The organism is Leptolyngbya sp. UWPOB_LEPTO1 (genome assembly GCF_017302695.1).
In the GTDB taxonomy this organism is placed as follows: domain Bacteria; phylum Cyanobacteriota; class Cyanobacteriia; order Leptolyngbyales; family Leptolyngbyaceae; genus Leptolyngbya; species Leptolyngbya boryana.
Genome location: NZ_JAFLCJ010000010.1, coordinates 48,487 through 74,877 on the forward strand (window position 1 = coordinate 48,487; position 26,391 = coordinate 74,877).

A 26,391-nucleotide genomic window follows, 5' to 3' on the forward strand; every position below is an offset into this window, starting at 1 on the left:
GAAAGTTGCAATGAAAACAACGCCTGTGCTTGCAAAGCAATCTCAATCGATGACTCAAATCCATCGCTTGGCGATCGTCGCGATCGCGCTTTTAGTCATGCTGCCGATGCTGTTTTACGGCGTGTACGATGCCCATGACTTACCTGCATTTCATCTGCGTTGGGCAAAACAGTTTTCGGATCAATTCTGGTCTGGAGAACTATATCCCCGTTGGTTGCTCAATTTGAATGGAGGATTAGGCAGTCCAACTTTTTTCTTTTATAGCCCAGTGCCCTACTATTTCACGAGCTTACTGCGTCCATTGGTCTGGATGGCTGATCCGCTAGGGTGGCATCAGTTGAGCTTTGGCGCATTACTGGGACTCGCTGCATCGGGGATCACGGCTTATCTGTGGTTGCAGTGTTTGGTTCCAGCTAGAGCAGCGTTCATTGCCGCAATTTTTTATGTGATTGCACCTTATCATTTAGCAGTCGATCTGTATGTTCGATTTGCTTATGCAGAATTTTGGAGCTTTGTCTGGCTACCGTTGATTCTATATTTCACGCATAAATTGGCTCAGGGTCAGAAAAAAGCAGCGATTGGATTCACGATCGCGCAAGCGCTCTTGATCATGACGCATTTGCCCACTTTTCTGATTTTCTCACCTGTCCCATTTCTTTATCTGCTTTGGTACGGAAAGCAGCGAGTCAAAATTGCGATCGCTTTCAGCATCGCCTTTATCTTGGCAGTCGGATTAGCTGCAATCTACTGGTTTCCAGCGATGACAACCAAAGATTTCATTATCCTTAAGGCTGATCCGACTCAGTACGAGTTTTACGACTACACAACAAACTTCTTATTTGCAGAGAGCATTCGGCAGAATTTCCAGGGCGTGATTTCATTTCTAGGAATCTCAAGTGTTCTGATGCTTGTGCTGGCAGCGACGACATTCTTCATCGCAAATCGGCTGAATTCGACACGGCATTCTAGCTTGTTTTGGATCGCGATCGCGCTGGTTTCATGCTGGATGTGCCTCCCTCAAAGTAACTGGGTCTGGCAATTAATCCCACCGCTACAGATCATCGAAGCCCCTTGGCGATTTAATACAATTTTGACGCTTGCGACAACGGCTTTAGTTGGATTGGCAGCGACCTCTGTTCAGCCTGCTCGACTGAACCTCAAAACAATTTTAAGTGCGGTGCTCCTTCTTGGAATTGGCGCAGGATTAGCATTTCTAAGTTTGCTGCCTGTACGAGAAATGTTCTTCACTTGGACTGCAGCAAACAAAGTACTGCTCATTGTGATTGTGACTTTGTGTACGATCGCAACAACATTTGTTCTATACTGGACGCGCCTTGTCAGTTCTAAACTCGCCACAATCAGTCTGTTGTTAACGATCGTATTGCTCTTTTCTAGCAGCGTAGTCATGAAACGATCGCTCTATCCTATTCTCAATCTAAAATCAGAGCTTGAGATTCAGCGAGATGCCGTCTTACATCGCCCAAAATGGGTTCCTGCATCGCTTTATACAACAGATAATCTGCGAAAACTGATTGATGAGAAATTTGGCTCTGCGGTGACGATCGAAGCACAAGATCGAGTCAATGCTTCGATCTGGAAACCCAGGTTTCTAACTTTACAAACCAGTTTAGAAACTGAACAATGGTTGACGCTGAGACAGTTCTACTATCCAGCTTGGATCGCTGAAACCAACTCTCTTTCTCTCCCAATACAGCCCTCTCCAGAGGGACTGCTACAAATTAAAGTTCCACCGGGTCAACATACGATCGCGGTGCAGCTAGAAACCCTGCCTCAAGAACGGATTGGCATTGTTCTGAGCTTTGGCGCTGGAGGTCTATTAATGGCTTGGTTCGCTTTGTTTAATCGACGAATTCAGAAATTGCTTATTGCAAAACGCTCAGGTCTGCATTTCAAATCTTCGGCTTCCTAGGTCGGTCGTTTCACCTCAAGCTTACAGGTCGTCAATTCTCATAAAATTGCGTGCAAGATGATAGCCACGATCGATCATTTAGAAGCCCCGCAAGCGCTCCTTTCTTCAGTTCAATAGCTCTCTTATAGATCATGAAAGATTTATCTGATACCTTTCCTCAACCTTATGGCGCGCCCTGCCGTGCTGATGGAACTGCTCCCCTCGCGATGACACGGGTGAAGTGCTGTATTTGCGATGTCGATGATGCAAGTGCTGTAGCAGTTGGAGAAGATTTCGAGTATCGTACTAGTCCCGATACGTTTCTAGCTGTGCAGTGTCGTGGCTGTGGATTGGTCTATCTCAATCCGCGCCCTGACATCAGCGAACTCGATCGCATTTACCCGCGTGACTATCATGCGTATGAATTCTCGGCTGAGCGATTTGGCTTTGTCTACCGGGTGCGGCAGCGATTAGAAGCAAAGCGATTGCTGTCAGCTTGCAAAGGACTAGGCAAAGATGCTCGAATCATTGATGTCGGCTGTGGGGATGGCTTTCATCTACGCTTACTGCGTGATTTTGGACAGCCCACTTGGAGGCTTGAAGGAATTGAACCGAGCGATCTCGCAGTCAAAGCAGGAATGAATGAAGGACTGGAGATTCATTCAGGCATGGTTCAGGACTTAGACTTGCCCAAAAATAGCTATGATTTAGCTTTCATGATCGCCACGATCGAGCATGTCGATCATCCCGCTGAAGTGCTCGCTGCTGTGCGATCTCTCCTGAAACCGGGCGGTCGAATTGTCATTGTGACCGACAACACCGATACATTGGATTTCAAACTCTCAAAAGCCCGCCACTGGGGCGGCTATCATTTTCCGCGACACTGGAATTTGTTTAATTCAACCAATTTAAGAATGCTGGCGCAGAAAGTTGATCTCGAAGTCGCTCAGATGACCACGATCGTGTCGCCAGTCAATTGGGTCTATTCGATTCGGAATGCGCTCGTCGATTGGAACGCACCCAAATGGCTCATCAATCAATTCAGCTTGCAATCTACCCTCTCGCTCGGTGTGTTTACGATTTTCGACATGATTCATCAACGGATGGGTCATGGGGCTTTGCTGAGAGCCGTGTTGAGAAAGCCTTGATAAGCTGATTTAATTCCTCCCTGAACCTTATGAACACTGAAATTAAACCTGTCGTGATCGTCGGCGGTGGGCTAGCTGGTTTGACTGCCGCTTGGGCACTTCGACAACACAACATTCCTGTGAAACTCTATGAGGCAGGCAAGCAGATTGCTGGACTAGCAGGCAGTTTTCACGATCCCGATGGTTTTACTTATGACTTCGGCGCACATTTTGTCACCAATCGACTCGCTGCCGCGATCGGCGTAGGTGCGCTGTGCCGAAACGTGCGCTACTATGGCGAAACTGTCTACCTCAAAGGTCGTAACTACACATATCCATTTGGTTTACTGCAAAATCCTCGCTATGTTGCCAGCGGGATCGCCAGCAAATTGAAGCGGCATCAGCCGAAAAATGCAGCCGAATGGTATCGTGCTGAGTATGGTCAAACTTTAGCCAACGAAGTCGCCATTCCATTAACTGAAGCTTGGTCAGGCGCTGCGGCTGAAGATTTAGCAACGTCTGTTGGCGATAAGCTGCAAGCCGGAATTGCTCAGAGCATCGTCCATAAGCTGATGGCTCGCTTCACTCAGCGCGCTGTCACCAATGGATACAGCCATGACATGCCTGAAAATCCGCATGTTTGGCACGTTTATCCTAAAGGTGGACTCGGCTTATTGTGCCAAAAGCTAGCCGAAGATCTTCAAGATTGCATTCAGCTTGAGTCTCCAGTAGAAGCAATTCTCGTTGAGAATGAGCAAGCAGTCGGAGTTCGAGTCAAAGGGGTAGAGCAGCCTGCTTCTGCTGTGATTAGTACGGCACCTTGTCATATTTTAGCCAAGCTGGTTCAAGGCTCGGATGCGGTCAAGCCTTTATCGAGCTTCAAGTACCGTCCGATGGTTTTTGTGAATTTGCGCTTGCATGGTCGTGGCTTGCTCTCTGATACAGTCGTTTGGACTCCAGAACGCGACTATCTCTTCTTTCGCTTAACCGAGACACCTTTATCCATGCCGTGGCTCGCTCCTGAAGGAAAAACACTGATCACCGCAGATATCGGCTGTGAAATCGGCGATGAGATTTGGCAGATGTCAGACGAAGAATTGGGAGAGCGCTGTATCGAACATTTGCGTGAAATCATTCCAGATGCGCGGCAGCGATATTTTGGCTGTCGGGTGTTGAAAACTCCGATCGCTTATCCAGTTTTCTTGAGCCAGTATGAGGAGCATCGTCAGCGACTCGCCCGCTCCACAGGGATTTCAGGACTCTACAGTATTGGGCGCAATGGAGAATTCGCCCATTTACTCATGGAGGACATCTACTGGCGCACAACCTCGAAAATGCGTCAACTTGCAGCGAACTTGAATTAGTGTGAACCCTATGAAACAGCGTAGAAAACCGATCGCGAGCTTATCGCTTGATCTGGATAATCAATGGTCTTACATGAAAACTCACGGAGATGAGGGCTGGGAGTCTTTTCCATCCTATTTAAATCTTCTGATCCCGCGAGTACTGGAGTTTTTGGATCAGCGGGATCTGAAAATTACGTTCTTCATTGTTGGACAGGATGCTGCGCTAGAAAAAAATACAGCAGCATTAAAAGCGATCGCCGATCACGGTCATGAAGTTGGAAACCATTCGTTTCTGCATGAACCCTGGTTGCATCTGTACACCGAGGAGCAGATTAATACAGAACTCGCGATCGCAGAACGGCACATCGAGCAGGCGACCGGACAGCGTCCTATCTGTTTTCGAGGTCCTGGCTTTAGCTTGTCTCGAACTGTGCTGCAAGTGCTCGCGAGACGAGGATATCTCTGCGATGCTTCAACATTTCCAACCTTCTTAGGACCGTTGGCGCGAGCTTACTATTTTATGACCAGTAAGCTGAGTAAAGAAGAACTCGAAAAGCGCAAGCAACTGTTTGGGAAATTTCAAGATGGATTGCGCCCGCTCAAGCCGTATCGCTTGAGAATGGATGCGGGCAGTTTAGTCGAGCTTCCAGTCACGACAATGCCTGTGTTTAAGGTTCCAATTCATGCCAGCTATATTCTGTATCTGGGCGTGTTTTCTCCGATGCTGGCAATGTTGTATTTCCGATGTGCGATCGCGCTTTGCAAATTGTTTCAAGTCCAGCCTTCTATCTTGCTGCACCCTTTGGATTTTATGGGCTGTGATGATTTGCCGGAACTCGCTTTCTTTCCAGCAATGAATCTGCCGAGCTACAAGAAAGTGGCAATGATGAGCAAAATTATTCGGGTCTTGACTGATAATTTTACAGTGCTCACAATCTCACAACATGCTCGGCAAATGGCAAAAGCAGAGGACATTCCGGTGATGCATCCGAGCGCGATCGCGCTGTAATCAGCGCGATCCCTCGGGGTGATAGATGTTGATCTCCCTAGTCGTCTTCAAGCGATAAATCTGATGGGTAGATCACTGCTGATCTGTCCCACTGCTCCTCATTTTTTTTAGCTGTCATACAACTGCGATCGATAGTAGTTCGAGTATCGATCGCAGTTGTATGTGTGTTCAACTTCACGAAACTGACTTGAATGTAAAAAGATCCTATGTAATCGCACATTCATAGCAACAGCTATTGCTCTCAATAGATATACATGATAGAAATTAAGGGTGCTGCGGATTTTCAGTGTTATTCCACTAGACAAATTTGCAAAAACTTGCATTCAGCCTGATGTTGCCTTTTCGGCTGCATAAATCAGCAATTCACTCAGCTAAATTACTGAGGATCTGAATTGGAACCCTCAGAAGAATGTCCAAAATACTCTCTTGATTGACTTGTCATCCTATATGCAATTGCAAATCGAACACGTGTGTTCCCGTCCGACTCGGCAGACCTGTGTGATCTGCTCTGACCTTTTTCAACCGATGCTCGCGAGGGTCGTTGTCTACACCGAAGATGAAGCACATGGCGACCTCTGTCCAACCTGCTTATCTCAAGGATCAAGCTTTGTCAGAACCCGTTTAAATCTTGCTTTAAACCCCTCACAAGGCTCATCCTCTCAGCGTACAGCGTAGCTTGTGCTCCTCAGTACGGGCGCAACTGATTGCCATTCCTGCATCACCTGCGAACTACTGCACCATTGAAAAAGGAAAAGCAGAAATGAACTTCCCCAAAGCGTCTGAATTACAGTCTATTCAGTTGTCTCCTGACTTAACGCTCCCCCGCTCCATCACGTTTCACCCCTCCACACAATCTGGGCTGAAGCGGAGTATTGATGTCCTGGGAAGCTTAGTTGGGCTACTGATGCTATCAATCTTCTTTGTTCCGATTGCGATCGCGATCAAGCTCGATAGTCCTGGCACAATCTTTTACAAGCAAACGCGTTGTGGATTGGGCGGGCGAACCTTCGAGATCCGCAAGTTTCGATCCATGGTGGACAATGCCGAAGTCCTAAAACACCAGATTAAAAACGAAGGAAGTAATCTCCTCTTCAAAAACGAAAACGATCCCAGAATTACAAAAGTAGGACGTTTTTTGCGCCGAACGAGCTTAGATGAGCTGCCACAGCTTTGGAATGTGCTGATGGGAGAGATGAGCTTAGTTGGAACTCGCCCCCCCACGTTAGATGAAGTCGCTCATTACAACAATCGGCATTGGCGACGCTTAGAAGTCAAACCTGGATTAACTGGAGAGTGGCAGGTGAGCGGTCGCTCTAAGATTAAAGATTTTGAGCAGGTTGTAGACTTGGATTTGAGGTACCAAGAACGTTGGAATGTGGGGTATGACCTGCTGATCATTCTGAAAACGCTGAAAGTTGTGTTGGGTCGAGAAGGAGCTTACTAGCTCACCCATGCTCGTTTTGTCCTTCTCTGCTCACCCCTTCTATGCAAAAACCAGTTCTCACCATCTTTTATCAATTCAACCCTTGGCGAAGTAGCATCGGCGGTATCCAAACTATCATTCGATCGTTCCTCAAATATGCTCCCGATAGCTTCGAGATCCGCTTTGTCGGAACCACGGACGATCCCACCGAACCTCTATTCACTTGGCGAGAAGCGAACTATGCAGGCAGAGCTCTCCAGTTCATGCCCATTCTCACCCTACAAGACAACAATCACCGCAAACGCATTCCGGTCACGGTTCGATATACCGCCGCGCTACTGCGCACCTGTCTCGAATCAGACTTCATGCACTTTCATCGTTTAGAACCGACGATCGCATCTAAACAATGGCAAGGTGAAAAAACGCTGTTTGTCCATAATGATCTCAAGCAGCAAGCGGCAAAACAGAAAATTCCAGCCCTGAATCACGCCTTAGAACGCTATTTGATTCAGCAGTTTGACCAAGTGCTGTCTTGTCATACCGGATCGCTTGAACTGTATCAGGATCGCTATCCAAATTTGAGCGATCGCATCACCTACATTAACAACTCCTACGATGATGGAGTCTTTCAGCCTGCCCCAGATCGCAGCGCACATCGTCGAGTCCTTGCCCAAACGATGAGTTTGCCTGAAGAAACGCAGTTCATTCTCTTTGCCGGACGACTGCAACCCCAAAAAGACCCCGTTCTGCTGATTCAAGCGATCGCCGCTTTATCCTATCCCAATGCTCATTTACTGCTCGCTGGAGATGGAGAATTAGCGCCGGAAGTTCGGGCTGAAATTGCGCGATTAGGCGTTCCAGCAACCCTGCTCGGCGCACAAACTCAGACCGAAATGCTCAGACTTTATCAAGCTGCCAGCGTCTTTGTCCTGAGTAGTCAATTTGAGGGACTGCCTGTTTCAGTCCTAGAAGCGTTAGGGTGCGGGACACCGATTGTAACAACTGACTGCGGAGATACTCCCAGACTTCTCGACTCAAAGAGTGGAGTCGTTTGTCAAGATCGAGCCGCAATCACGATCGCGAAGGCTCTCGATCAAGTTTTATTCAATCCCGACCATTTTCCTGTAGAAGCCTGTGTCGGTGCGGCTCAACCTTATGCAGCACAAGCCATTGTCAGCCGAGTTTATGAAGATATGCTGTGGAGATGGAAAGCGCGATCGCGGGAGCGAGTTCCAGTTGCGCGATCGTACACGTAAATTTCAGTAGACTGGCACAGATAGAAATGCAACTCATCCTCTAAATAATCCCGATTTTGATCGAAAATAGGGTAAAAAAAGCAACACTAATATCAATTGTTGCAGGACACTTTAAGTACGCGAGTTTTTCAAATTGTGAACTGAATTGATGTAGAGTAAAGTTGCATCAAGTATCAGAAAAAGATCAATACTGCAAAGACGATTCTAGAATCATACAGGAATTGATCGAGCTAACAGGGTTGTAGATACCACTAGGACTATTTCTAGAATGGTTTCAAGTTGTTCAAACTAATTCGATCCAAACAATGAGAGCGAAGAACAATGCCGACTCTGGCACGGTATCTCTAGACAACCTAGAGAAGCTTGATTTTCAGAACTATTGGTTAATTGCAAAACGACGTTGGAAGCCCACTGCTGCGATCATTACGCTGAGTTTGATCGTGGCTGGATTTGCATCCTCGTCGCAGAAGCCAACGTATGTCGCGACTGGGAAAATCGTCCTCAAACCCAACAAAATCCCTGCTTTAACTGGGCTTGGAGGCGAAGCGGCGGGACGAGTGTCAAACTTGACCATGCAAAGCAATCCTGTCAGGACAGAAGCACAGAACGTCGTTTCTCGCCCAGTGATGCAGCAAACGATCGAAGCCCTCAAATTGACGGACAACTCCGGTAAGCCCCTGCATCCAGATGCTCTAGCAAAAGCAATTAAAGTCAAAGATGTTGCTGGTGCGGACGTTCTGCAGATTAGCTACGAGGATCAAGAAGCCGACAAAGCTGCTGCGGTTCTCAATCAAGTCATGACTCAATACCTCAATGCCAATGTTTTAGAGAATCGCTCTGAAGCCGCCGCTGCGAGAGAGTTCATTGCTGAGCAACTTCCCAAAACAGAAGCAACTGTACGACAAACCGAAACTGCGCTCAGACGATTCAAAGAGCAAAGTGGAATTGCAGATGCGAAAGCTGAAGAAGCTCGGGTCAACGAGGCAATTAGCACGCTAGAAAAACAAATTGCAGATGCCAGCACTGATCTTGCTGAAACAACGACTCGGCACGACAAGCTTGCAAGCACGCTCAACATGACAGCCGATCGCGCTTTAGAAGTTAGTTTCCTCAGCCAAGATGACAACATCAAACAAATTGCCGCTCAGCTTCAGCAAGTACAAACTCAGCTAGAGCTAGAGCGCACACGCTACACAGGCAAACATCCCGCGATCGTCAATTTACAAGACCGAGAAGCTGCCTTAAAAAACTTGCTCGAAGAGCGAATCTCTCAAACTGTCGATGCTGCCTCCGTTACGCCACGCGATCTCGTTCCTGACGAATTGCGTCGCGACTTGATGAAGGATTTTGTCAATGCTGAAGTTCAAAAATTAGGAGCTTCGACGCGGTTAGCTTCATTGACAGAGACTCGGGATCTCTATCGCGATCGCATGATGCAAGTTCCTCGTCTAGAACAGACTCAGCGCGAACTCCAACGCCAGCTCGATGCAGCACAATCAACCTATGAGACCTTACTGAAACGACTGCAAGAGGTTCAATTAACCGAGAAGCAAAACGTCGGGACTGCGCGGATTGTTGAGCGCGCTGCGATTCCTGATAGTGCATCTGGTTCCAAGACCAGTATGTTCCTCTTGTTGGGAGCAGCAGCCGGAACATTGCTGTCGCTCGCAGTCATCACCTTACTTGAACTTCGAGACAAATCGATCAAGACGCTCAAAGAGGCACGCGACTTGTTCGGCTATACCTGGCTGGGAACGATTCCTTACTTTGGTAGACCTCTCATGGCGCGATCGAAGAAACAGGAATGGTCAATCCCAGAACTCCCTGTGCGGGACGCGCCGCGATCGGCGGTTAGCGGCTCGTATCGAATGTTGCAGGCAAACCTGAAGTTTTTGAGCCTAGATGAAAAGCTCAAAAGCGTTGTGATCACAAGTTCTGTCCCGCGTGAAGGCAAATCTACGATCGCAGCGAACTTAGCAGCAACAATGGCAACCTTAGGACGACGCACACTGTTGATCGACGCAGATTTACATCATCCGTCTCAGCACCACATTTGGAATTTGACGAATGTCGGTGGATTGAGCCATGTGATTGTAGAGCAGACGAATGCCCGAGATGCGATCACACCTGTGATGCAAAATCTTGATGTTCTAACCTGCGGTGTGATTCCACCCAATCCTCTGGCTTTGCTCGATTCTAAGCGGATGGCATCCTTGATTGAAACCTTTGAGCAGCAGTATGACTTTGTGATTGTTGATGCTCCTCCTCTGATTGTTGCAGCAGAAGCTTTGACCCTCGGCAGAATTGTCGATGGGCTGATCTTAGTCGCAAGACCAGGCGTGGTTGATCATGCAAATGCCACCACCGCGAAGGAACTGTTAAACCAATCTTCGCAAAATGTTCTCGGTATGGTGATTAATGGCGCGGTGCTTGAAAATGATGCTCATGATTCTTACTACGATCATGATGATTACATTCATACACCGATAGAACAGGTCTATTAGTTCTTGCTCTCGATAGCGATGAAGTTCTGAAGCAAAACTACCGACCTCAGAACTTCATCACCAAAGTGCTGACAGATAAATGCGGTCAAGAGCTAGTACTTAACCGCATTCATTTCGCGAAATGGAAGAACCCAAGCTCAGGGCGCTCCCTATTGGACTAACCTATTGGACTAATTGTAGATCGGACTAATTGTAGTGACCTGCTAGAGTATCCAGATCGCTAAAAATTCAGCGGCGGCGGATTCTTCTTGATCTCCTCAGCAGGCATCGTCGTCATCGCAAACACCTTCCAGTGCCGCGCCACCCATTTAAATCGACCCCCTGCAACTTGACCATTGTTACTCCAATCTGCTGCCCACTGGACGTGATGATTGCGCCAATAATCTGCGCCCGCACTAGCAATATAGCGAGCCGAATCGAGATCATCTACACCCTTCGGATCAGCTTTGACCAATCGCGCTTCAAACTTCGCATACACACCAGCAATATCTGTCGGGTTCATCGTGGCACGCTCTGCCCAAAAATGGAACAGATAGCCATTGTTGACTGCAACCGAAATACCGCCCCCATTCCTTGATTCGTCTCTAATATCAGCAGGCTGATTCGCATCACCAGCAAAATCAGCCACGTAGCTTGCACCAGCAACCTGATCCGTTTGCTGAACCTGTTTCCAGGTCTTCGTCGATTTGCTCAGAATCCAAGTCTCTGCCCCTTTAATTTGAATGCGCGTATTCGGAGCTTGCCACGTTTTCCAGCCTTGTGCAGGATAGACGTGCCCGAGCATCGTGATCGCGTGCCAACCAGCCGGGGGATGATTGCCAAATCCGGGCTGAGTTGCGCTCTCATACCAGGTGTAGTGCGAGGGCACACCGTCAGGCTTAGCATCATTGGGCACACCCGGATCTGAGTCATGAAAAGCAGGATCGAGCGAAGTCTTTAAGGAAGCATAGCGACTAGACCGATTCACGGTTAAGGAAGCAGTACTCCATGGCTCGGATGAAGCCTGTAAGGGATTGCTGAGCGGTGAAGATAGCGTATTCGTTTCTGCTAAGAAAGCCATGAGGAGAATTCCACGAATCCAAGTCCTCATAGGATAGAAAAACCGTTTTCGCTCCTCATACACAAAGCCTTGCTTACAACTTTTGAGCCTTTGAATTTTGTCCTGGCAATTCTTGCTCTTCCGTCGATTCATAGCATTTCTCTACTGTCGCGTGTCTCGAAACCACAGCACAAATCCTAAAGGAAGTAAACTTAGCCAAAGTAGCCGCGCGCTGATTGAAGTCAAAGAGTTTACCTGCTGACGCAATGGATATCCACAATGTAAGCCAGCCCGACTGTAGTTTGCAGCCGCCTTGATGAAGGTACGCGGAGCATCCCAAAAATAATCTAAGTCATAATTCAACGTCGTTTGATTGCTGAGGAAAAATCCCCTCGTGTCTTTTTCTGCCCAACGTGCGCGCGTGATCTGATCTGCTCCATTGGTGTAGTAGATCCGAAGTGCATCATTGACGTAGCGGGCTGGATATTGGCGAGTCAGCCGCGTCCACACCATACTTTCAGGCATTTCTAAGCGCCGACCTTGCACATCTGGAAAGGGAAATTCTCGCAGCACCTCTGTCCGCTGCATTCCCCATTTTTCGCCTGAAATTCGCAACCGATAGCGAATTTCAGCGACATGAGAATCCATCGGACTTTGAGGGAAGCGATCGCCAATAATTTTTCCTTCAGTATCCTGGCAAAGGCAATCGATTCCAGAGTACTTTGAGCGCTGAGCAGGTGGAATCTGATTCCAATAATCTTGAAATCGCTCTAATGCTTCTGGAACACAAGCATCATCTGAATCTAAGTTGACCACAAACTCGCCGAGCGCGACTTTCGCTGCATAGTTGTAAGCAATGTGTTTACCACTGTTTTCTTGTCGATGATACCGGATGGGAAAAGGCGCAGATTGTTGCCATTGCTGGACAAGCTGTTCAGTATGATCCGTCGAACCATCATTCACAATCAACCATTCAAAGCTCTGATAAGTCTGAGCACAAAGGCTCTCATACACGCGATGTAAGGTATGAGCACGATTGTAAGTGGGAGTAAAAACAGTAAAGGTATACCGGAATTGGACAACTTTATTATCAACTTGGGGCTGGAGATGCATAATGAGTTGGGAAAGTAAGATTGATTATGTTGAGCAAACCCGCTCGCTATGGATGAAAGCGGATGATTTAAGCGGAATATACAGAACAAGTGCTTTCAGCAAGATGAAGCACTTTGGTGTACTGATCCAGGGAATGTTTCAACGAATACTGTGCAGCTCTTGTTTGTAAAACCGAAGAAGGGAGTGGGTTGTCTAATGTCTGCGCGATCGCATTCGCTAATTGCTCCACATTGCCCATTTCGACCAATGCGCCATATTTGCCATCTGCTAGGATTTCAGCCGGCCCGCTCGGACAATTCGTTGCGACTGCGGGAGTTCCCACCGCTAATGCTTCAATCAAAACAGTCGGCAATCCTTCAAACCAAGACGACAAGACGAATAAATCGGCTTGTCGGAGGTAAGCATAAGGATTTGAAACAAAACCAGGCAGGGCAACATCTTCTTGAATTCCAAGCTGTTCGATCTGAGCTTCTAAAGCCGCTCGATCGTTGCCTTCTCCTAAAATCATCAGCCGCAGGGGACGAGACTTTCTAACCTGGGCAAAGGCTTCGAGCAAGAGCGGAAAATTTTTCTGGTACTCTAATCGCCCGACACTCATCAAGCAAGGAATCTCAGATTGAAACCAAGGATGCTCGATCGCGGCTTGTGCCTGTTCAAATAAATCAGGAGTTACGACTGGATTATGAATTACTTGAATCAAGTCTTCGCGCACACCAATCTGTTGCAAATCGCTGCCAACGCCTTCAGACACTGGCACCACCGCATCCGCCCAGTTGAGAAACCAGCGGCTTAAAGTGGGCATCAATCGAACTTTCAGCGACTTCGATCGCCGAGCTTCCTGAGAAATCGTATTCTGAACATTCGCCACAAGGCGCATATCCACCCCAGTCAGTCGCCGCATCCAAAGTGCAGCAATGTTGATATCATCCAACGTCGAGAGCATCACAGGCGGGCGATTTTCTCGCAAATAATTTGCTAACTCTGGCAAGCGTTGCCATAACCTCCCTCCGCCCAAATCAATCACTCTCACCTCCGGAGGCAGCAAGTCTAAGTACGCCCCTTCTCGCTTGAGTAGAACTAAATCGATCGACAATCCGCGCTGGATAAATCCGCGGATCAAATTTACCATCGCTCGTTCAGCCCCACCTCCATAAAGAGAGTGAGTAAAGATTGCTAAATCACACATAAGATGATTCCTCTAAACTCGGTTGAAGTTTTCGCGATCGCTTTGGAACAGGCATCTGTACCTGAACCATGGCAACGATCGTGACGTAAAGCAGCCAGAAAATATAGTTCGGCTCCAAAATCAACGAACTTTCCGTGATATTGGAGAGAGTTAAATAAACCATGTACAGCAATGGAAACACCGCCACCATCGGCTGAGATTGCACCCGCAACCAAACGGCACATCGAGCCACAGCAAGGACAAAACTCACAGCAAAAATCCCCAGTCCAACCAGACCTAAATCCAGGACGAGATCCAAATAGCCATTGTGACCGTTCGGAGACATGAAGAACGTGGCATACCAAACATCGGATGATTCTCCGTCCATATCGAGCCAGAAGCCTTTATAGCCGTATCCCAACCAGGGGCGGGCGGCAATCTTACTGCTCAACACTTCCCAAATGCCCGTGCGTCCGGTCAGCGTTAAATCTCGTCCTAATGCAGCCACAATCAGCTCTGCATTTGCAATTACCACCAATGAAATACAACTTGTCGTCAGCAGTGCAACCAGCACCCAAAGCAATGCTCTCGGGGCTGATCCCGTCTTCAAAGCTCGAAACAATGGAATACAAGCGACCACCGTTCCTAAAATCAGCAAGCCTGACTTTGAAGTTGAAAGCAAGATTAAGGCAAATGCGATCGCGATTCCACTCCACCACAACCAGCGCAGTCGTTGTCGATCCAACACTAAGCAGAAATAGGTCATGAATGCCAAAATCATCGCTCTCGACAACGCATTTTTCTGAGCGAACATGCCTTGCCAAGCTCCTGCATGTTCATCAATCCCCATTCCGAACGCGGGAAATGCCAATGTAAACACAACCGAGCCAACTGCTGCAAATCCAAAGCCCCATCCAATCCATCGCAGAATCGTCATCAACGGATAGCGAATCGACCAATACACCCCCACTAACGTTGCTCCGACCAGCAACAATCCCCGCCGCAAGCTCAGATCAGGTACTTCTGACCACTGAGTTGAGAGCGTGGCTAACAGAGGTAACGCCCAGCATAGAGGAACTTTCATTGCAGCTGGAATAAACTTGCGCCATCGCAATGCGCTCAGCGCAAAATACACCGCTAAAATGACAAGCTGCATCAGGAGCAACATCGGGTTACTATCGGCTCCAGAGCTACTGGATGCTCCGCTTGAATTGAGTCCATCCACAAGAATCCGATACAGTGCTGAACTGTAGTAGAGCATTGTGAAAACAGTAAATACCGCTTCAAAGCGGTTCAAAATGATCATGGTTTCAATCGTCGATAAGTAGCACGCATCCAAATCACACAGGCTTCAGTGGGGGAAAGTTCAGATCGATAGCGATCGACCCAAGGTTGAATGGCAGCATCCACTCCTCCCGATCTCCAATACAATCCCAATCCATCGGCAAACCAACAGTTAGCAAACTGCTTCGTCGAGGGGAATCGATCGCGTAATGCCGCAGCCGTTAAAATCCGAATCGGAGCATTGATGCGCTCTGAAGCTGAATTTGCGGTATAAGCATTACTGCCATGGACGCGCTGCAGAGCAAGAGGATGATCGAGGGCAATTCCCGGAGCAATTCCTAACGCTGCAAATTGCAGAAAGCTATCATTGAGCAGAATGGACTCGGCTTCGGGCATCGGTAAAATTTTTGAGAGCAGCGATCGCGTAAAGCACAGCCCTGAGGTCGCAGGAATCGCAAAAGGCAACTTGCCTTTCAATTTCCCTTTTGTAACATCTTGTCGAACGTCAACTGGATAAGTTTCACCCAGTTGCAGAATTGGCTCCATCGGCTGCATTTGGGCATTGGCAAGTTGTAAGGGATGAAAGCACCATTGCATCACAGTAGGATCAGAAATCGCATCTACGATCGCGGCTGCTTTCTCAGGCAAAAACATATCATCCGCATCTAAAAAGCAAACAATCTCTCCAGTGCTTGCAGCAAATCCAGCATTGAATGCAGAAGCTTGACCCCCATTGGCTTTATAGACGGGAATGATGCGATCGCGATAGCATTCAATCACCTGTCTTGAGCGATCCGTTGAACCGTCATCGACGACAATCACTTCGACATTGGCATAGGTCTGATCTAAGGCACTTTCGATGGCTTGAGCTAAATAGCGATCGTAGTTGTAATTGTTAATCGCAATACTGACCTTAGGTCGAATCATTTCGCATTTGCCTCCCGAACCTGGCGAATATATTGCCCGACCGTCTGCCGTGTCTCAGACCACACTCCGACAAACAGCAATGGGATAATCGCCCACCAGCCAATCTGATAGCAAAACAGCGACAAGCCGAATGCGCTTGCCCAGAGAAACGCCATACGGTAATCAGGCTCCCCGATCGCTTGCGTGACATAGAGATGAATCAAGCCATATCCCAAGAGCGTTGCTACCTCAGCCCAACCATACCCCATCAATCCCAACCGAGGCACCAACAGCCAAGCTCCACCTATAAACAAGACAATATGCAGAATGTGAAATAATGCCACTTGCCAATTGCGATGCAGGACATACAGGACGGAAGAATGGAGATTGAATAATGCACTCCATAGGGCACTAAACGCAATCAACGGAAATACCGACATCACAGGCACCCATTTTGCACCAAAAATATGCGGGATTAAAATCGGACCAAACCAACTTGCCAATGCGAGTAAGGGACCGAGAGCAAGAACCTGTAAATTCATCCCATCCGACAGTGCTCTCTGTAATCGTCCTAGCTGACCCTGCATCTGAGCCAGTGCCGAAATCGAAATCCGATAGGTCGAAGTTCTCACAAAGCTCAATACATCCACCATGCGAACTGCCAGCGCCACATAAGCAACTGCCTCCGCTCCTGCAAATCGCGCAATCAGCAGAGGATTCACCAAGGCACGTAACTGAAACGCCCAGTTCGCAGCCGAAAACCCTAAGCTAAAATGCACAATTTCTTTCACGACCTTCGGCTGCCAAGTCAAGTGGGGTCGATACCGAGACCGACTAAACAACAGAATCGAATCCTGAATCTGCTGTCCTAACCATCCAAGCACCATTGCCCAAACCCCAAATCCCGAAAACGCAAGCGGTAAGGCGATCAGATTATAAGTAAACTGATTTGCCAGCTCGATCATCGCGATCGTACGGTAATCTAATTGTCGCTCTAACCTTGCCAGAGGAACTTGATTGATCAAGGTGAGCGGCAGCGCAGACAGCATCACTTTCGCCACCGCTTCAAATCCAGGCAAATTTACCCAGCGATCGAGCCAGAAAAAGCCACCGAGCCACAGTCCTCCAGTTAGAACCACCCCGATCAAGAGCAGCAGCATAAACGCTTGATGATAAGCTTGTCGCTGGTCTTCTTCCATGCGGACGAGATAAACTAGCACCCCAAACTGACCCAAGCTAAACAGATAAGTAAAGATGCCAAATACAGCCGCATAAAGCCCGTATTGTTGCGGCCCGATCATCCGCGTTAAGAGCACAATGCTACCCAGACTGAGAATGATGCCGAACCCTTCACGCAGTGCTAGAAAAATTCCGCCCTGTAGTACTTTCTGCCGTAAACTCATACCTTGCACTCAATAAAGGGTCTAAACTTGACTCATTTGGCGTTCTTGCTCCCCCTGCGACGAACTCAGCATCAAAGCGCGATCGTACACCGCTAGAGTCTGCTGCACAATCTCATCCCAGTTGTAAACCGTCTGGACATGCTGCCGAGCCGCCTCTGCCATCAGAGCAAGCGCTTTTGAATGCTCGATCGCCCATTGCAATCGTTGCTGACAGGCTGCAACCTCACCTGCCTCAAATAACAATCCTCGCCCATTGGCTAAAAGCTTCTGATGCACCTCAATATTGCTCGCGAGCACAGGCACATTCTCATTCATCGCTTCTAGTAAAACTAACGGCATACCTTCGACATCCGATGGCAGCACGAGCAATCCTGCCCCTCGGACGACTTCAGCCAGTTTGGCTCCGACGAGTTCTCCGGTAAAGACAATCTCATTTGAGGCATACTGCTGTTTCAGCATTTCAGCATAGCCTTGGCTATCACTGTCTCCGCCGACGATCGCCAACTTCCAATCAGTCTGCTTCAAGGTAGCAAAAGCTTCGAGCAATAAATCAGGACGCTTTTCAGGAACTAATCGACCCAAGAACACAAAGTACTTTTGTGGCTGTAATCCCCACGACTGAACAAATTGAAAGGCGGGATCAGAAGCTGCATAACTGGCAGGCGCATTGGGAATATAGTGTGTGTCTCTGCTGTAAGTCGTCTGAAAGTAGTCTTGTAGATCTTCCGACACCGCAATCATGTCATCTGCAAATTTCAAGGCATTCCGCTCGCCTTGGCGCAAAATCCAACGCGAGGTTCTGCCCCACTTTGCTCTTGCCCAATCGAGTCCATGACAGGTCACAATCACACGCGATTTTGTATTCAACCGAGGTAATCCACTAAATAAAGAAGGACCCAGTGCATGAAAATGAATGATGTCGTAAGGCTGTTCTTGAAAGCCTGCGATCGTCGAAAGTGTGCCGAGAAATGAGCAACTCAGGGCATCCAATCCGCGTAAATTAAGACTGGGGATCGAAATCACCCGGACTCCATTCACCGTGTCGCGAAACAGCGATCCGGTATAAGACGATCGCGCATACAAATCCACCTGATGCCCTTGCTTAACAATGCGAGGGTATAGCTCTTGGCAATGGTGTTCGATACCGCCCTGCTGGGCAGGAAGCCCTTTCGCTCCAATGACTGCAATTCTCATAAATTTTGTAGGTAAATGAACGACAGTGAGTAAAACCGCACCGCCCTACAAAGGCGATTCAGCAGAATTGGCGATTTGACAAACCGCTTACCAATTAAAGAAGCGTGATAATTTGAGCGCAAATTCGAGCACGAATTTGGTCACAGATTTGATCGCAAATTGAAATCTGATTGACAATGCCAAGATAATACAGTGGCGGTTTTTTGAAACACGAGCTGAAATGCTAAATCCAGCAGAAACAGAATGCTCTAACGACTCAGAAGAAACTACCGAAACCGCAATATTGCCATAATATCGCTACTTTAATCACGAGCATATCATACAATGCTAAATGGCAAATCAATATGTCTCATCTTATAGTGCTATCCTGATTGCTGCCAGAACCGCATCCAGCCGCGTCTCGTCGAGGGTTCAATCCAGCTTACCTGCTCGATTTCATCTTTATTCAAGAAGCGAAAAGCACGAGCATTTTTTTGGCGATCGCGCTGTTGAGAATACCTCAAAGACTGCAAGGCAGTATAAGCCCACGCATTGGCATAATCTGGATCTCGGTCTGCATAAAATAATGCAGTGCGATACGCCAATTGGGCGCGACGATAATGATGATTTCGGTGCTGCAAAAATCCCCAAGTTGTAACAATGCGATCGCGGAACCGAATTCGCGGATAAATAGATGGAAAAACAGGTCTTCTCTCTAGGATCCGATTGACGTTTGCTATCGTGTTTTCTTTCAATACTTTCAGCAGTTGAACTCGAATAAAATCTTTCTGAGTTCCCCAGTAATGCTCAATTAAATCATCACTGAACGATAGCTGTGTTGTTTGCTCTAAAACAGCGCCAATCGAGAATTGCTCAACAGTAGTGAGCGGAGCGAACTGGTAGAGGTGATCCAATACTTTCACCGCAGATTCGATCAGCAATTGATCCGCAGGATCAATCCCAATCACACCAGAATTAATCATCGACGATCGCGCAGAAATTTGGATCCCCCCGATATTTATTCCTGAGCCTATCTGGTTGACAATCGGCTGCCACAGTTCGCTTTCTCCAATCGCTGCTTCACGAACATGCATCACAGAACATCCTGGAGCAATTCGCTCGAAGAGTTTCCGGGGATGATCGATAAAGTAAGTATCAGTATCAATCAAAGCAGCAGGAGCTTGATAGTGCTCTAGCACCTTTTTCAAGGCGAAAGGCTTAGCCCGATAGAGGTACATTCCATTGTTGGTCCATGCTGCTAATTCTTGCGATGAGAACGTTAAGCGCTCAATGGGAAGGTCAATTCCAATGTCGCCATGCTGGAGCAAGCTTTCCGCAGAGTCAGAAACAATACAGAACTTGATTTCTTCCGGTTGATCTTTGAGAAATCGGAGAGCAGATAAAACGCTAAAGGCAAGCTCGACCTCGTACAGGCGATCGTCTCCGAACAAAAAGTATGCAATAACTTTCATAGTGCTAGGAGAAAAAATATGCGATCGTGCCTTGCGCCCTCAAACAATCTCGTTTGCATAGGGAACACATCATAAAACAGGACGGGTTACCGATCCGGAGTAAAAAATACGAGCGAAAAAGCCGTTTAGTGCCTCTTGACTATGAGGCAACATTCAGAAACAACCGAGAAACCTAACCCTACTCACTCTATTGAATGCCGAACTCGTCGATTCGACATTCCTCCATCTATCCTTACTGGCAAGTCGAACAAAGTCCGCAAGATTTGATGAAATTTATATTTTTTTAATGCTGCGGATCAGCAAAACTTCCATAGTAGTGTGATCAAGATCACAGCAGAAGCGCGGATAAGATCGCAAGGCGTTGAAGAGACACCCGGTAAGCTAGAGAGGATAGTTTCTGCGCTATCGCCTTTTGCTTTCTATTTTCTGTGCATATGATCTCGCCTCCTCTCAGAATTGTTCAGGTGACCGATCTGCATTTATTTGCCGAATCAGATCGGTGTCTTCTAGGAATGCCAACGTTGCGATCGCTGAACGCCCTGATCACTCAACTGCGTCAATTGCGCCCGCGACCTGATCTGTTACTGCTGACGGGCGATTTATCTCAAGATGGCTCGGCAGATTCATATGCACATGTGCAGCACTTATTTGCTCCCCTTGAGATTCCCACCTATTGGCTGCCTGGCAATCATGACAACATTGAGGTGATGCAGCGATCACTGACTCAGTTCCATGCAGAGAAATCGTTTCGCTGTAGCAATTGGCAATTCATTCTTCTCAATTCTCAAGATCCAGGTTGTGTTCACGGTCGGCTCTCGAAGGAAAGTTTGCAATGGCTTGATCACCAACTCGCCGAAAATCTCGATGCTCCGACGCTAGTCTCGCTCCATCACCCGCCCTTTACAGTGAATTCGACTTGGTTAGATACGAGTACGTTGCAGAACTCAGCAGAGTTATTGAAAGTGCTCGATCGGTATCCCCAAGTCAAACTTGTCGTATTCGGACATATTCACCAAGAATTTCAGCATCAACGCAAAGCCGTGACTTATCTAGGGACACCTTCAACTTGCATTCAGTTTGCGCGCGAAAGTGACGAGTTTGCTTTGGGAAAAGAAGATCCAGGATTTCGACTCATTGAACTTTACCCAGATGGAACCTGGCAATCGCAAGTTAAGCGCGTAGAATTTAGCTATCAGCGGGATTTAGCCGCAACGGGCTACTGAGATTGCTCAAGCTGAGGGCATTGTTGTACAAGAGAGCAACCTGCCGTTTTATATCTCTAAAATTATTTCTCTAAAATCAACGTGACAGGCCCATCATTCTCGATCGAAACTTGCATCATCGCTCCAAATTTCCCAGTTTCGACCTTCAATCCGCTTTCACGCAACTTCTCAACGAATCTCTCATACATCTGCTCGGCTCGATTGGGAGCAGCGGCTTGATCAAACGATGGTCGTCGTCCTTTTCGGCAATCTCCATACAGTGTGAACTGACTAATCACCAAAATTTCGCCGTTAATTTCCTGAATTGAACGATCGAATCGTCCCTGCTCTCCATCAGGAAAGACTCTGAGATCCAAACATTTACGCGCCATCCAATCAAGCTCTGCTTCTGTATCGGTTTCAGCGATTCCGACGAGAAGATTGAAACCTCGATCGATTTTTCCGATCACTTCTCCAGCGACTAATACTTGGGAGGAAGTAACTCGTTGGAGAATGACGCGCATAGGGTGGGGAGATAGAACTACGGAGTGGAATAAGACGGGTGAAACCGGGGATGCAGTAAGCGATCAACAGGATGATCATCCTGTAAATGAGAGTGAACGATCGTCTCCACATCTTGCGGCTTCACTCGACAATACCAAATTTCATCAGGCAGGATTCGCACTGTTGGACCTAGATTACATTGTCCTTGGCAACCTGATGCAACGATCGATACTTCAGCATCAGAACTTTCTAAGAAAGCTGCCAGTACCTCGGCTGACCCTTGAGCAAGACAGCTTTGATACTGGCAGACGAATACCTGTTTGGAAGACATGGGCAATTTCAGGAACAAAGGAGCGACAATTTTTACTTTGTTCGTTATGCCCTAGATTGCCCTTAACGACCGAAACCTTTGCCGCGATTTTCTGAAGATACGCCTAGACAAGCTTCGACTTGCGATCGCAACGCTTCGTGATCCAGGTTTTGACCAATCAGCACTAACTGATTTTTCGGCTTGCCTTTCCACTCATCATCATCGAGTGAAAACCGCTTGCCGCTTAGGTGAAAGATGTGTCGTTTCGGACTTTCATCAAACCATAGAATGCCTTTCGCTCGGAAGACATTGGTCGGCAGTTGGTTATCTAAGAAATGCTGGAATTTCTTGATACTAAACGGCTTATCGCTCTCAAATGAAACTGAGGTAAACCCATCATTCTCTAAGTGATGAGAGTGGTGGTGATGGTCATGATCGTGGTCATGGTTGCAATGTCCATGATCGTGATCGCAGTTGGAATGATCATGCGCATGATCATCATGATCGTGATGGTCGTGCCCTTCATGCTGATGTTCTGCATGAGGATCAAAATATTGATCGGATTCAAACAAGCCGACGCTGAGCAAAGCACCCAACGGAATCTCTCCCTTCACCGTTCGGAGAATCCGTGCGCCTTCTTTGATATCTCGAATCCGAACTTCTAGAGCATCGACGGTCGCTTCATCGACGAGATCCGTTTTGTTCAACAAAATAATATCGCCGTAAGCAATCTGGCTATACGCCGCTTCGCTATTGAACAGATCTAAGCTGAAGTTTTCAGAATCGACAACGGTAATGATCGAATCTAATCGAGTCAGATCCCGCAGTTCTGTGCCAAGAAATGTTAATGCGACAGGCAACGGATCAGCGAGTCCTGTTGTTTCGACTACTAAATAATCAATTTGATCCTGACGTTCCAGAACTTTGTAGACCGCATCCACCAGATCATTATTGATGGTGCAGCAAATACATCCATTGCTGAGTTCCACCATATTCTTGTCTTCGTCAGTCTGGATGATGAGTTCGTTATCAATCCCAATTTCACCGAATTCATTCACCAAGACTGCTGTTTTCAGACCTTGTTGATTGGTCAGAATATGATTCAGCAGAGTGGTTTTACCACTTCCCAAGAAGCCTGTGATAATCGTAACCGGAAGCCCAGTTTTGGGCGCGTCCATTTTAGGTTCGGACTGAGTGCTGACTGATTGCATAGCACGATCGCATCAAATATCTTTTCCCTCATTATTGCTGATAAGAATCGATTAGGATGGGATATCGTTCGTTATTCACTTGAAAAATTTCATGGCTTTAGTCGTTTACAACACTCTAACCCGCCGCAAGGAACCGTTTGAGCCAATCGAATCGGGTCACGTGAAGATGTATTGCTGCGGAGTGACAGTGTACGATTTTTGCCATTTAGGACATGCTCGATCGTATATTGCGTGGGACACGGTTCGGCGATATTTGACCTGGCGCGGCTACAAGGTGCGCTATGTGCAAAATTTTACCGATATTGATGACAAAATCCTCAATCGCGCCCGCGAAGAAGGCTCCACGATGGAAGCGGTTGCAGAACGCAATATTCAACTCTATTTCGAGGATATGCGGCGGTTGAATATTCTGGATGCTGATGCTTATCCGCGGGCAACGAATACGATCGACGGCATCAAACGCTTAATTTACGAATTAGAGCAAAAAGAATTTGCTTACGCTGCCGGGGGCGATGTCTATTACGCGGTTCAGCACGATCGAGAGTATGGCAAGCTCTCAGGACGTAAGTTAGAAGACATGCAAGCAGGTGCAAGTGGGCGGGTCGATGATGAGGAACCGAAAAAGCGCTATCCGTTTGATTTCGCTTTATGGAAAGGCGCGAAGCCCGGTGAACCTGCATGGGATTCGCCTTGGGGGAAAGGTCGCCCTGGGTGGCATATTGAATGCTCGGCAATGGTGCGGGAGTTTTTAGGGGAAACAATCGATATTCATGTCGGGGGTGCGGATCTAGTATTTCCGCATCACGAGAATGAGATTGCCCAATCAGAGGCGGCAACGGGTAAATCGCTCGCGAACTATTGGCTCCATAATGGCATGGTGAATGTCGATGGTGAGAAAATGTCCAAGTCGCTCGGCAATTTCACAACCATTCGCGATTTGCTCGATAAGAAAGGCATCGATCCGATGGTGATCCGGTTCTTTGTGCTACAAGCGAGCTACCGAAAACCGATCGATTTCACAAACGAAGCCTTGTCAGCGGCTCAAAATGGTTGGGAGACATTAAAAGATGGCTTGCTGTTTGGGTTTAAGCTGAATTCGGCTTTGGAAGGGGAAATCGATCGAACTTCTCAAACCGTGCAAGAATTCCAAGCCGCGATGGATGACGATTTCAACACATCCGGGGCGTTAGCGGCGCTATTCCCAGTTGCAAAAGAACTCCAGCGGCAAGGCAATATTCTAGTGCATGAAGGCAAAACTGACACTGCGCCCGATATTTTGCAAGTTCAATGGAAAACCTTGGTCGAACTGGCGAAAGTTTTAGGTTTAGAGGCAGAGCCAGAAGCAGAAAGTTCGGGCGGGTTATCAGACAGTGAGATTGAAACCCTGATCCAGCAACGGAAAGATGCGAAAAAAGCAAAAGATTTTGCCGAAGCCGATCGCATTCGCAACGATCTGCAAGTTCAAGGCATTACTTTGATCGATAAACCAGGGGGCGAAGTAATTTGGCATCGCTAGACTAGAAATCGTGTCTATAATGAGTGACTAATCTTCGTCCCGCGAAAATCCTTCAATCCTGAATTCATCCACGTTCCATGATTTCTCAACTCACACAATTCCTGAATGCGCTGGAGATTCCTGCCGATTGGATAGGACTCCGAGCCACCAAGGAATCATCTACCACTCGTTCGGTGCGCGATCGCGTTCCTGAAACCAATGGCTCGTCTCTCACGCAAGGCGTGATGGTCGAAGTCCTAGTCAAAGGGCAGATCGGCTACGCTGCTACAAATTTACTAACAGTCGAGGGAATTCAAGCCGCCGCAGCACAGGCATATCGTCAAGCGCTTGCAGCTTCAGCATGGAATATTTATTCAACGTCGATCGAAGCGCGCCCCAAAGTTGTCGGTCAATATGTTTCGCCCTTACTAAAGCCCTTCGATGCATTGAGTCCCGGCGAAATTAACCAAATCCTGACCAAAATTACTGAAGAACTCAAGATTTCCGATCAGATTGTTCAAACTAGCGCCACGGCGTTAACGACTGAAACGGAAACCTGGTTTGTCAGCACGAATGGCTCAGAAGTCTATCAACATTTCTTCCGCATCGGCACAGACTACGCAGCAACCGCACAAGAAGGCTCTGTGGTACAACGTCGCACCAATAACGGTTGGCTCGCAGCTTGCTATCAAGGCGGATTAGAATACTTCATCACACCAGAACTTTGGCAGCGCGTACAGCAAGTGGGAGAGCAAGCGATCGAACTGCTCAACGCTGAAGACTGTCCCAGTGAGACAACCACTTTAGTGCTTGCACCCGATCAAATGCTGCTGCAAATTCATGAAAGTGTGGGGCATCCGTTAGAACTCGATCGTATTTTGGGCGATGAACGCAACTATGCAGGTGGTAGCTTTGTCAAACTCCAGGATTTTGGCACTCTCGTTTACGGTTCACCGTTGATGAATATCACCTTTGACCCAACGGTTTCGGGTGAATTTGCCAGTTACAGTTTTGACGACACGGGCGCACCCGCAACTCGCGAATATTTGATCAAAGATGGCATTTTACAGCGCGGAGTCGGCAGCCTCGAAAGTCAAGCGAGAACAGGTGTCAAAGGAGTCGCGTGTGCCCGTGCGTCTTCGTGGAATCGCCCTCCCATCGATCGCATGGCAAACCTCAATCTCGAACCCGGAACTAAGAGTTTTGAGGAAATAATTGCGGGGATCGATCGCGGAATTTACATGGAATCCAATCGCTCTTGGTCGATCGACGACCAGCGCCACAAATTTCAATTTAGTTGTGAATATGCCAAACGCATTGAGCAAGGCAAACTCACAACCACGTTGCGGAATCCGAACTATCGAAGTATTACACCTCAATTTTGGGGAGGCTTAGTCGAGGTCGGCGATCGCTCAACCTGGCAAATGTACGGCACACCGATGTGCGGAAAAGGCGAGCCGAACCAGGCAATCACGGTCGGGCATGGTTCTCCCGTAGCGGTCTTTGCCAATATCGAAGTCTTTGGAGGGGGCGCATAGCC

General features: G+C 47.7%; 21 protein-coding genes. 10 read left to right on the top strand and 11 right to left on the bottom strand.

The window, feature by feature from the left end; translation table 11 throughout:
- Positions 1–10: 10 nt before the first annotated feature.
- The 7 genes from J0L70_RS16100 to J0L70_RS16130 all read left to right on the top strand — a co-directional run bounded on the left by J0L70_RS16100 (position 11) and on the right by J0L70_RS16130 (position 10,574).
- On the top strand, positions 11–1,930 hold the full coding sequence (locus J0L70_RS16100; RefSeq protein ID WP_287455252.1) for a putative glycosyltransferase family protein: 1,920 nt from the start codon (positions 11–13) through the stop codon (positions 1,928–1,930).
- 131 nt (positions 1,931–2,061) lie between these two features.
- On the top strand, positions 2,062–3,057 hold the full coding sequence (locus J0L70_RS16105) for a class I SAM-dependent methyltransferase (protein ID WP_017288808.1): 996 nt from the start codon (positions 2,062–2,064) through the stop codon (positions 3,055–3,057).
- 29 nt (positions 3,058–3,086) lie between these two features.
- Positions 3,087–4,400, top strand: coding sequence for a protoporphyrinogen/coproporphyrinogen oxidase (locus tag J0L70_RS16110; RefSeq protein WP_287455253.1), 1,314 nt, complete (start codon positions 3,087–3,089; stop codon positions 4,398–4,400).
- 10 nt (positions 4,401–4,410) lie between these two features.
- Positions 4,411–5,391 (top strand): polysaccharide deacetylase family protein, encoded by a 981-nt coding sequence (locus J0L70_RS16115; protein ID WP_017288806.1) that lies wholly within the window; start codon positions 4,411–4,413, stop codon positions 5,389–5,391.
- Positions 5,392–6,151: 760 nt separating this feature from the next.
- Complete coding sequence (locus J0L70_RS16120) at positions 6,152–6,835, top strand: sugar transferase (RefSeq protein WP_287455254.1); 684 nt, start codon at positions 6,152–6,154, stop codon at positions 6,833–6,835.
- A 41-nt stretch (positions 6,836–6,876) separates the two neighbouring features.
- Complete coding sequence (locus tag J0L70_RS16125) at positions 6,877–8,070, top strand: glycosyltransferase family 4 protein (protein WP_287455255.1); 1,194 nt, start codon at positions 6,877–6,879, stop codon at positions 8,068–8,070.
- Between the two features lie 305 nt (positions 8,071–8,375).
- Positions 8,376–10,574, top strand: a complete 2,199-nt coding sequence (locus J0L70_RS16130; protein WP_287455256.1) for a GumC family protein — start codon at positions 8,376–8,378, stop codon at positions 10,572–10,574.
- A 220-nt stretch (positions 10,575–10,794) separates the two neighbouring features.
- On the opposite strand, the gene J0L70_RS16135 is transcribed toward J0L70_RS16130, so the two are convergent.
- The 8 genes from J0L70_RS16135 to J0L70_RS16170 all read right to left on the bottom strand — a co-directional run bounded on the left by J0L70_RS16135 (position 10,795) and on the right by J0L70_RS16170 (position 20,129).
- Positions 10,795–11,634 (bottom strand): hypothetical protein, encoded by an 840-nt coding sequence (locus J0L70_RS16135; protein ID WP_287455257.1) that lies wholly within the window; start codon positions 11,632–11,634, stop codon positions 10,795–10,797.
- 141 nt (positions 11,635–11,775) lie between these two features.
- Positions 11,776–12,726, bottom strand: coding sequence for a glycosyltransferase family 2 protein (locus J0L70_RS16140; protein ID WP_287455258.1), 951 nt, complete (start codon positions 12,724–12,726; stop codon positions 11,776–11,778).
- 67 nt (positions 12,727–12,793) lie between these two features.
- On the bottom strand, positions 12,794–13,912 hold the full coding sequence (locus J0L70_RS16145; RefSeq protein WP_017288800.1) for a glycosyltransferase: 1,119 nt from the start codon (positions 13,910–13,912) through the stop codon (positions 12,794–12,796).
- A complete protein-coding gene (locus J0L70_RS16150; protein WP_017288799.1) occupies positions 13,905–15,197 on the bottom strand; it encodes an O-antigen ligase family protein in 1,293 nt (430 codons plus the stop codon). The genes J0L70_RS16145 and J0L70_RS16150 overlap by 8 nt, the downstream gene beginning before the upstream one ends.
- On the bottom strand, positions 15,194–16,102 hold the full coding sequence (locus J0L70_RS16155) for a glycosyltransferase family 2 protein (RefSeq protein WP_287455259.1): 909 nt from the start codon (positions 16,100–16,102) through the stop codon (positions 15,194–15,196). Before J0L70_RS16155 ends, J0L70_RS16150 begins: the two co-directional genes overlap by 4 nt.
- Positions 16,099–17,484 carry an oligosaccharide flippase family protein gene (locus J0L70_RS16160; protein WP_017288797.1) on the bottom strand — a complete coding sequence of 462 codons (1,386 nt, stop codon included), beginning with the start codon at positions 17,482–17,484 and terminating at the stop codon, positions 16,099–16,101. The genes J0L70_RS16155 and J0L70_RS16160 overlap by 4 nt, the downstream gene beginning before the upstream one ends.
- Before the next feature lie 21 nt (positions 17,485–17,505).
- The gene (locus J0L70_RS16165) at positions 17,506–18,678 is read right to left on the bottom strand and encodes a glycosyltransferase family 4 protein (RefSeq protein ID WP_287455260.1); all 1,173 of its coding nucleotides are present in this window, start codon (positions 18,676–18,678) and stop codon (positions 17,506–17,508) included.
- Between the two features lie 362 nt (positions 18,679–19,040).
- A complete protein-coding gene (locus tag J0L70_RS16170) occupies positions 19,041–20,129 on the bottom strand; it encodes a hypothetical protein (RefSeq protein WP_287455261.1) in 1,089 nt (362 codons plus the stop codon).
- Between the two features lie 434 nt (positions 20,130–20,563).
- Here J0L70_RS16170 and cpdA point away from each other — a divergent pair, with 434 nt between their 5' ends.
- Positions 20,564–21,352: a 3',5'-cyclic-AMP phosphodiesterase gene (gene cpdA / locus J0L70_RS16175; RefSeq protein ID WP_287455262.1), complete on the top strand. Its 789-nt coding sequence runs from the start codon at positions 20,564–20,566 to the stop codon at positions 21,350–21,352.
- A gap of 62 nt (positions 21,353–21,414) precedes the next feature.
- On the opposite strand, the gene dtd is transcribed toward cpdA, so the two are convergent.
- From dtd to J0L70_RS16190, 3 genes are read right to left on the bottom strand one after another with little or no spacing between them, the layout of a single operon-like run.
- Complete coding sequence (gene dtd / locus J0L70_RS16180) at positions 21,415–21,855, bottom strand: D-aminoacyl-tRNA deacylase (RefSeq protein ID WP_287455263.1); 441 nt, start codon at positions 21,853–21,855, stop codon at positions 21,415–21,417.
- 17 nt (positions 21,856–21,872) lie between these two features.
- Positions 21,873–22,184 carry a (2Fe-2S) ferredoxin domain-containing protein gene (locus J0L70_RS16185; RefSeq protein WP_502711030.1) on the bottom strand — a complete coding sequence of 104 codons (312 nt, stop codon included), beginning with the start codon at positions 22,182–22,184 and terminating at the stop codon, positions 21,873–21,875.
- 44 nt (positions 22,185–22,228) lie between these two features.
- The gene (locus J0L70_RS16190) at positions 22,229–23,356 is read right to left on the bottom strand and encodes a CobW family GTP-binding protein (RefSeq protein WP_287455265.1); all 1,128 of its coding nucleotides are present in this window, start codon (positions 23,354–23,356) and stop codon (positions 22,229–22,231) included.
- Between the two features lie 91 nt (positions 23,357–23,447).
- Here J0L70_RS16190 and cysS point away from each other — a divergent pair, with 91 nt between their 5' ends.
- Together cysS and J0L70_RS16200 are read left to right on the top strand one after the other, a co-directional pair.
- Positions 23,448–24,872 carry a cysteine--tRNA ligase gene (gene cysS, locus J0L70_RS16195; RefSeq protein ID WP_017288790.1) on the top strand — a complete coding sequence of 475 codons (1,425 nt, stop codon included), beginning with the start codon at positions 23,448–23,450 and terminating at the stop codon, positions 24,870–24,872.
- A gap of 77 nt (positions 24,873–24,949) precedes the next feature.
- The gene (locus J0L70_RS16200; RefSeq protein ID WP_287455266.1) at positions 24,950–26,389 is read left to right on the top strand and encodes a TldD/PmbA family protein; all 1,440 of its coding nucleotides are present in this window, start codon (positions 24,950–24,952) and stop codon (positions 26,387–26,389) included.
- Positions 26,390–26,391 lie beyond the last annotated feature (2 nt).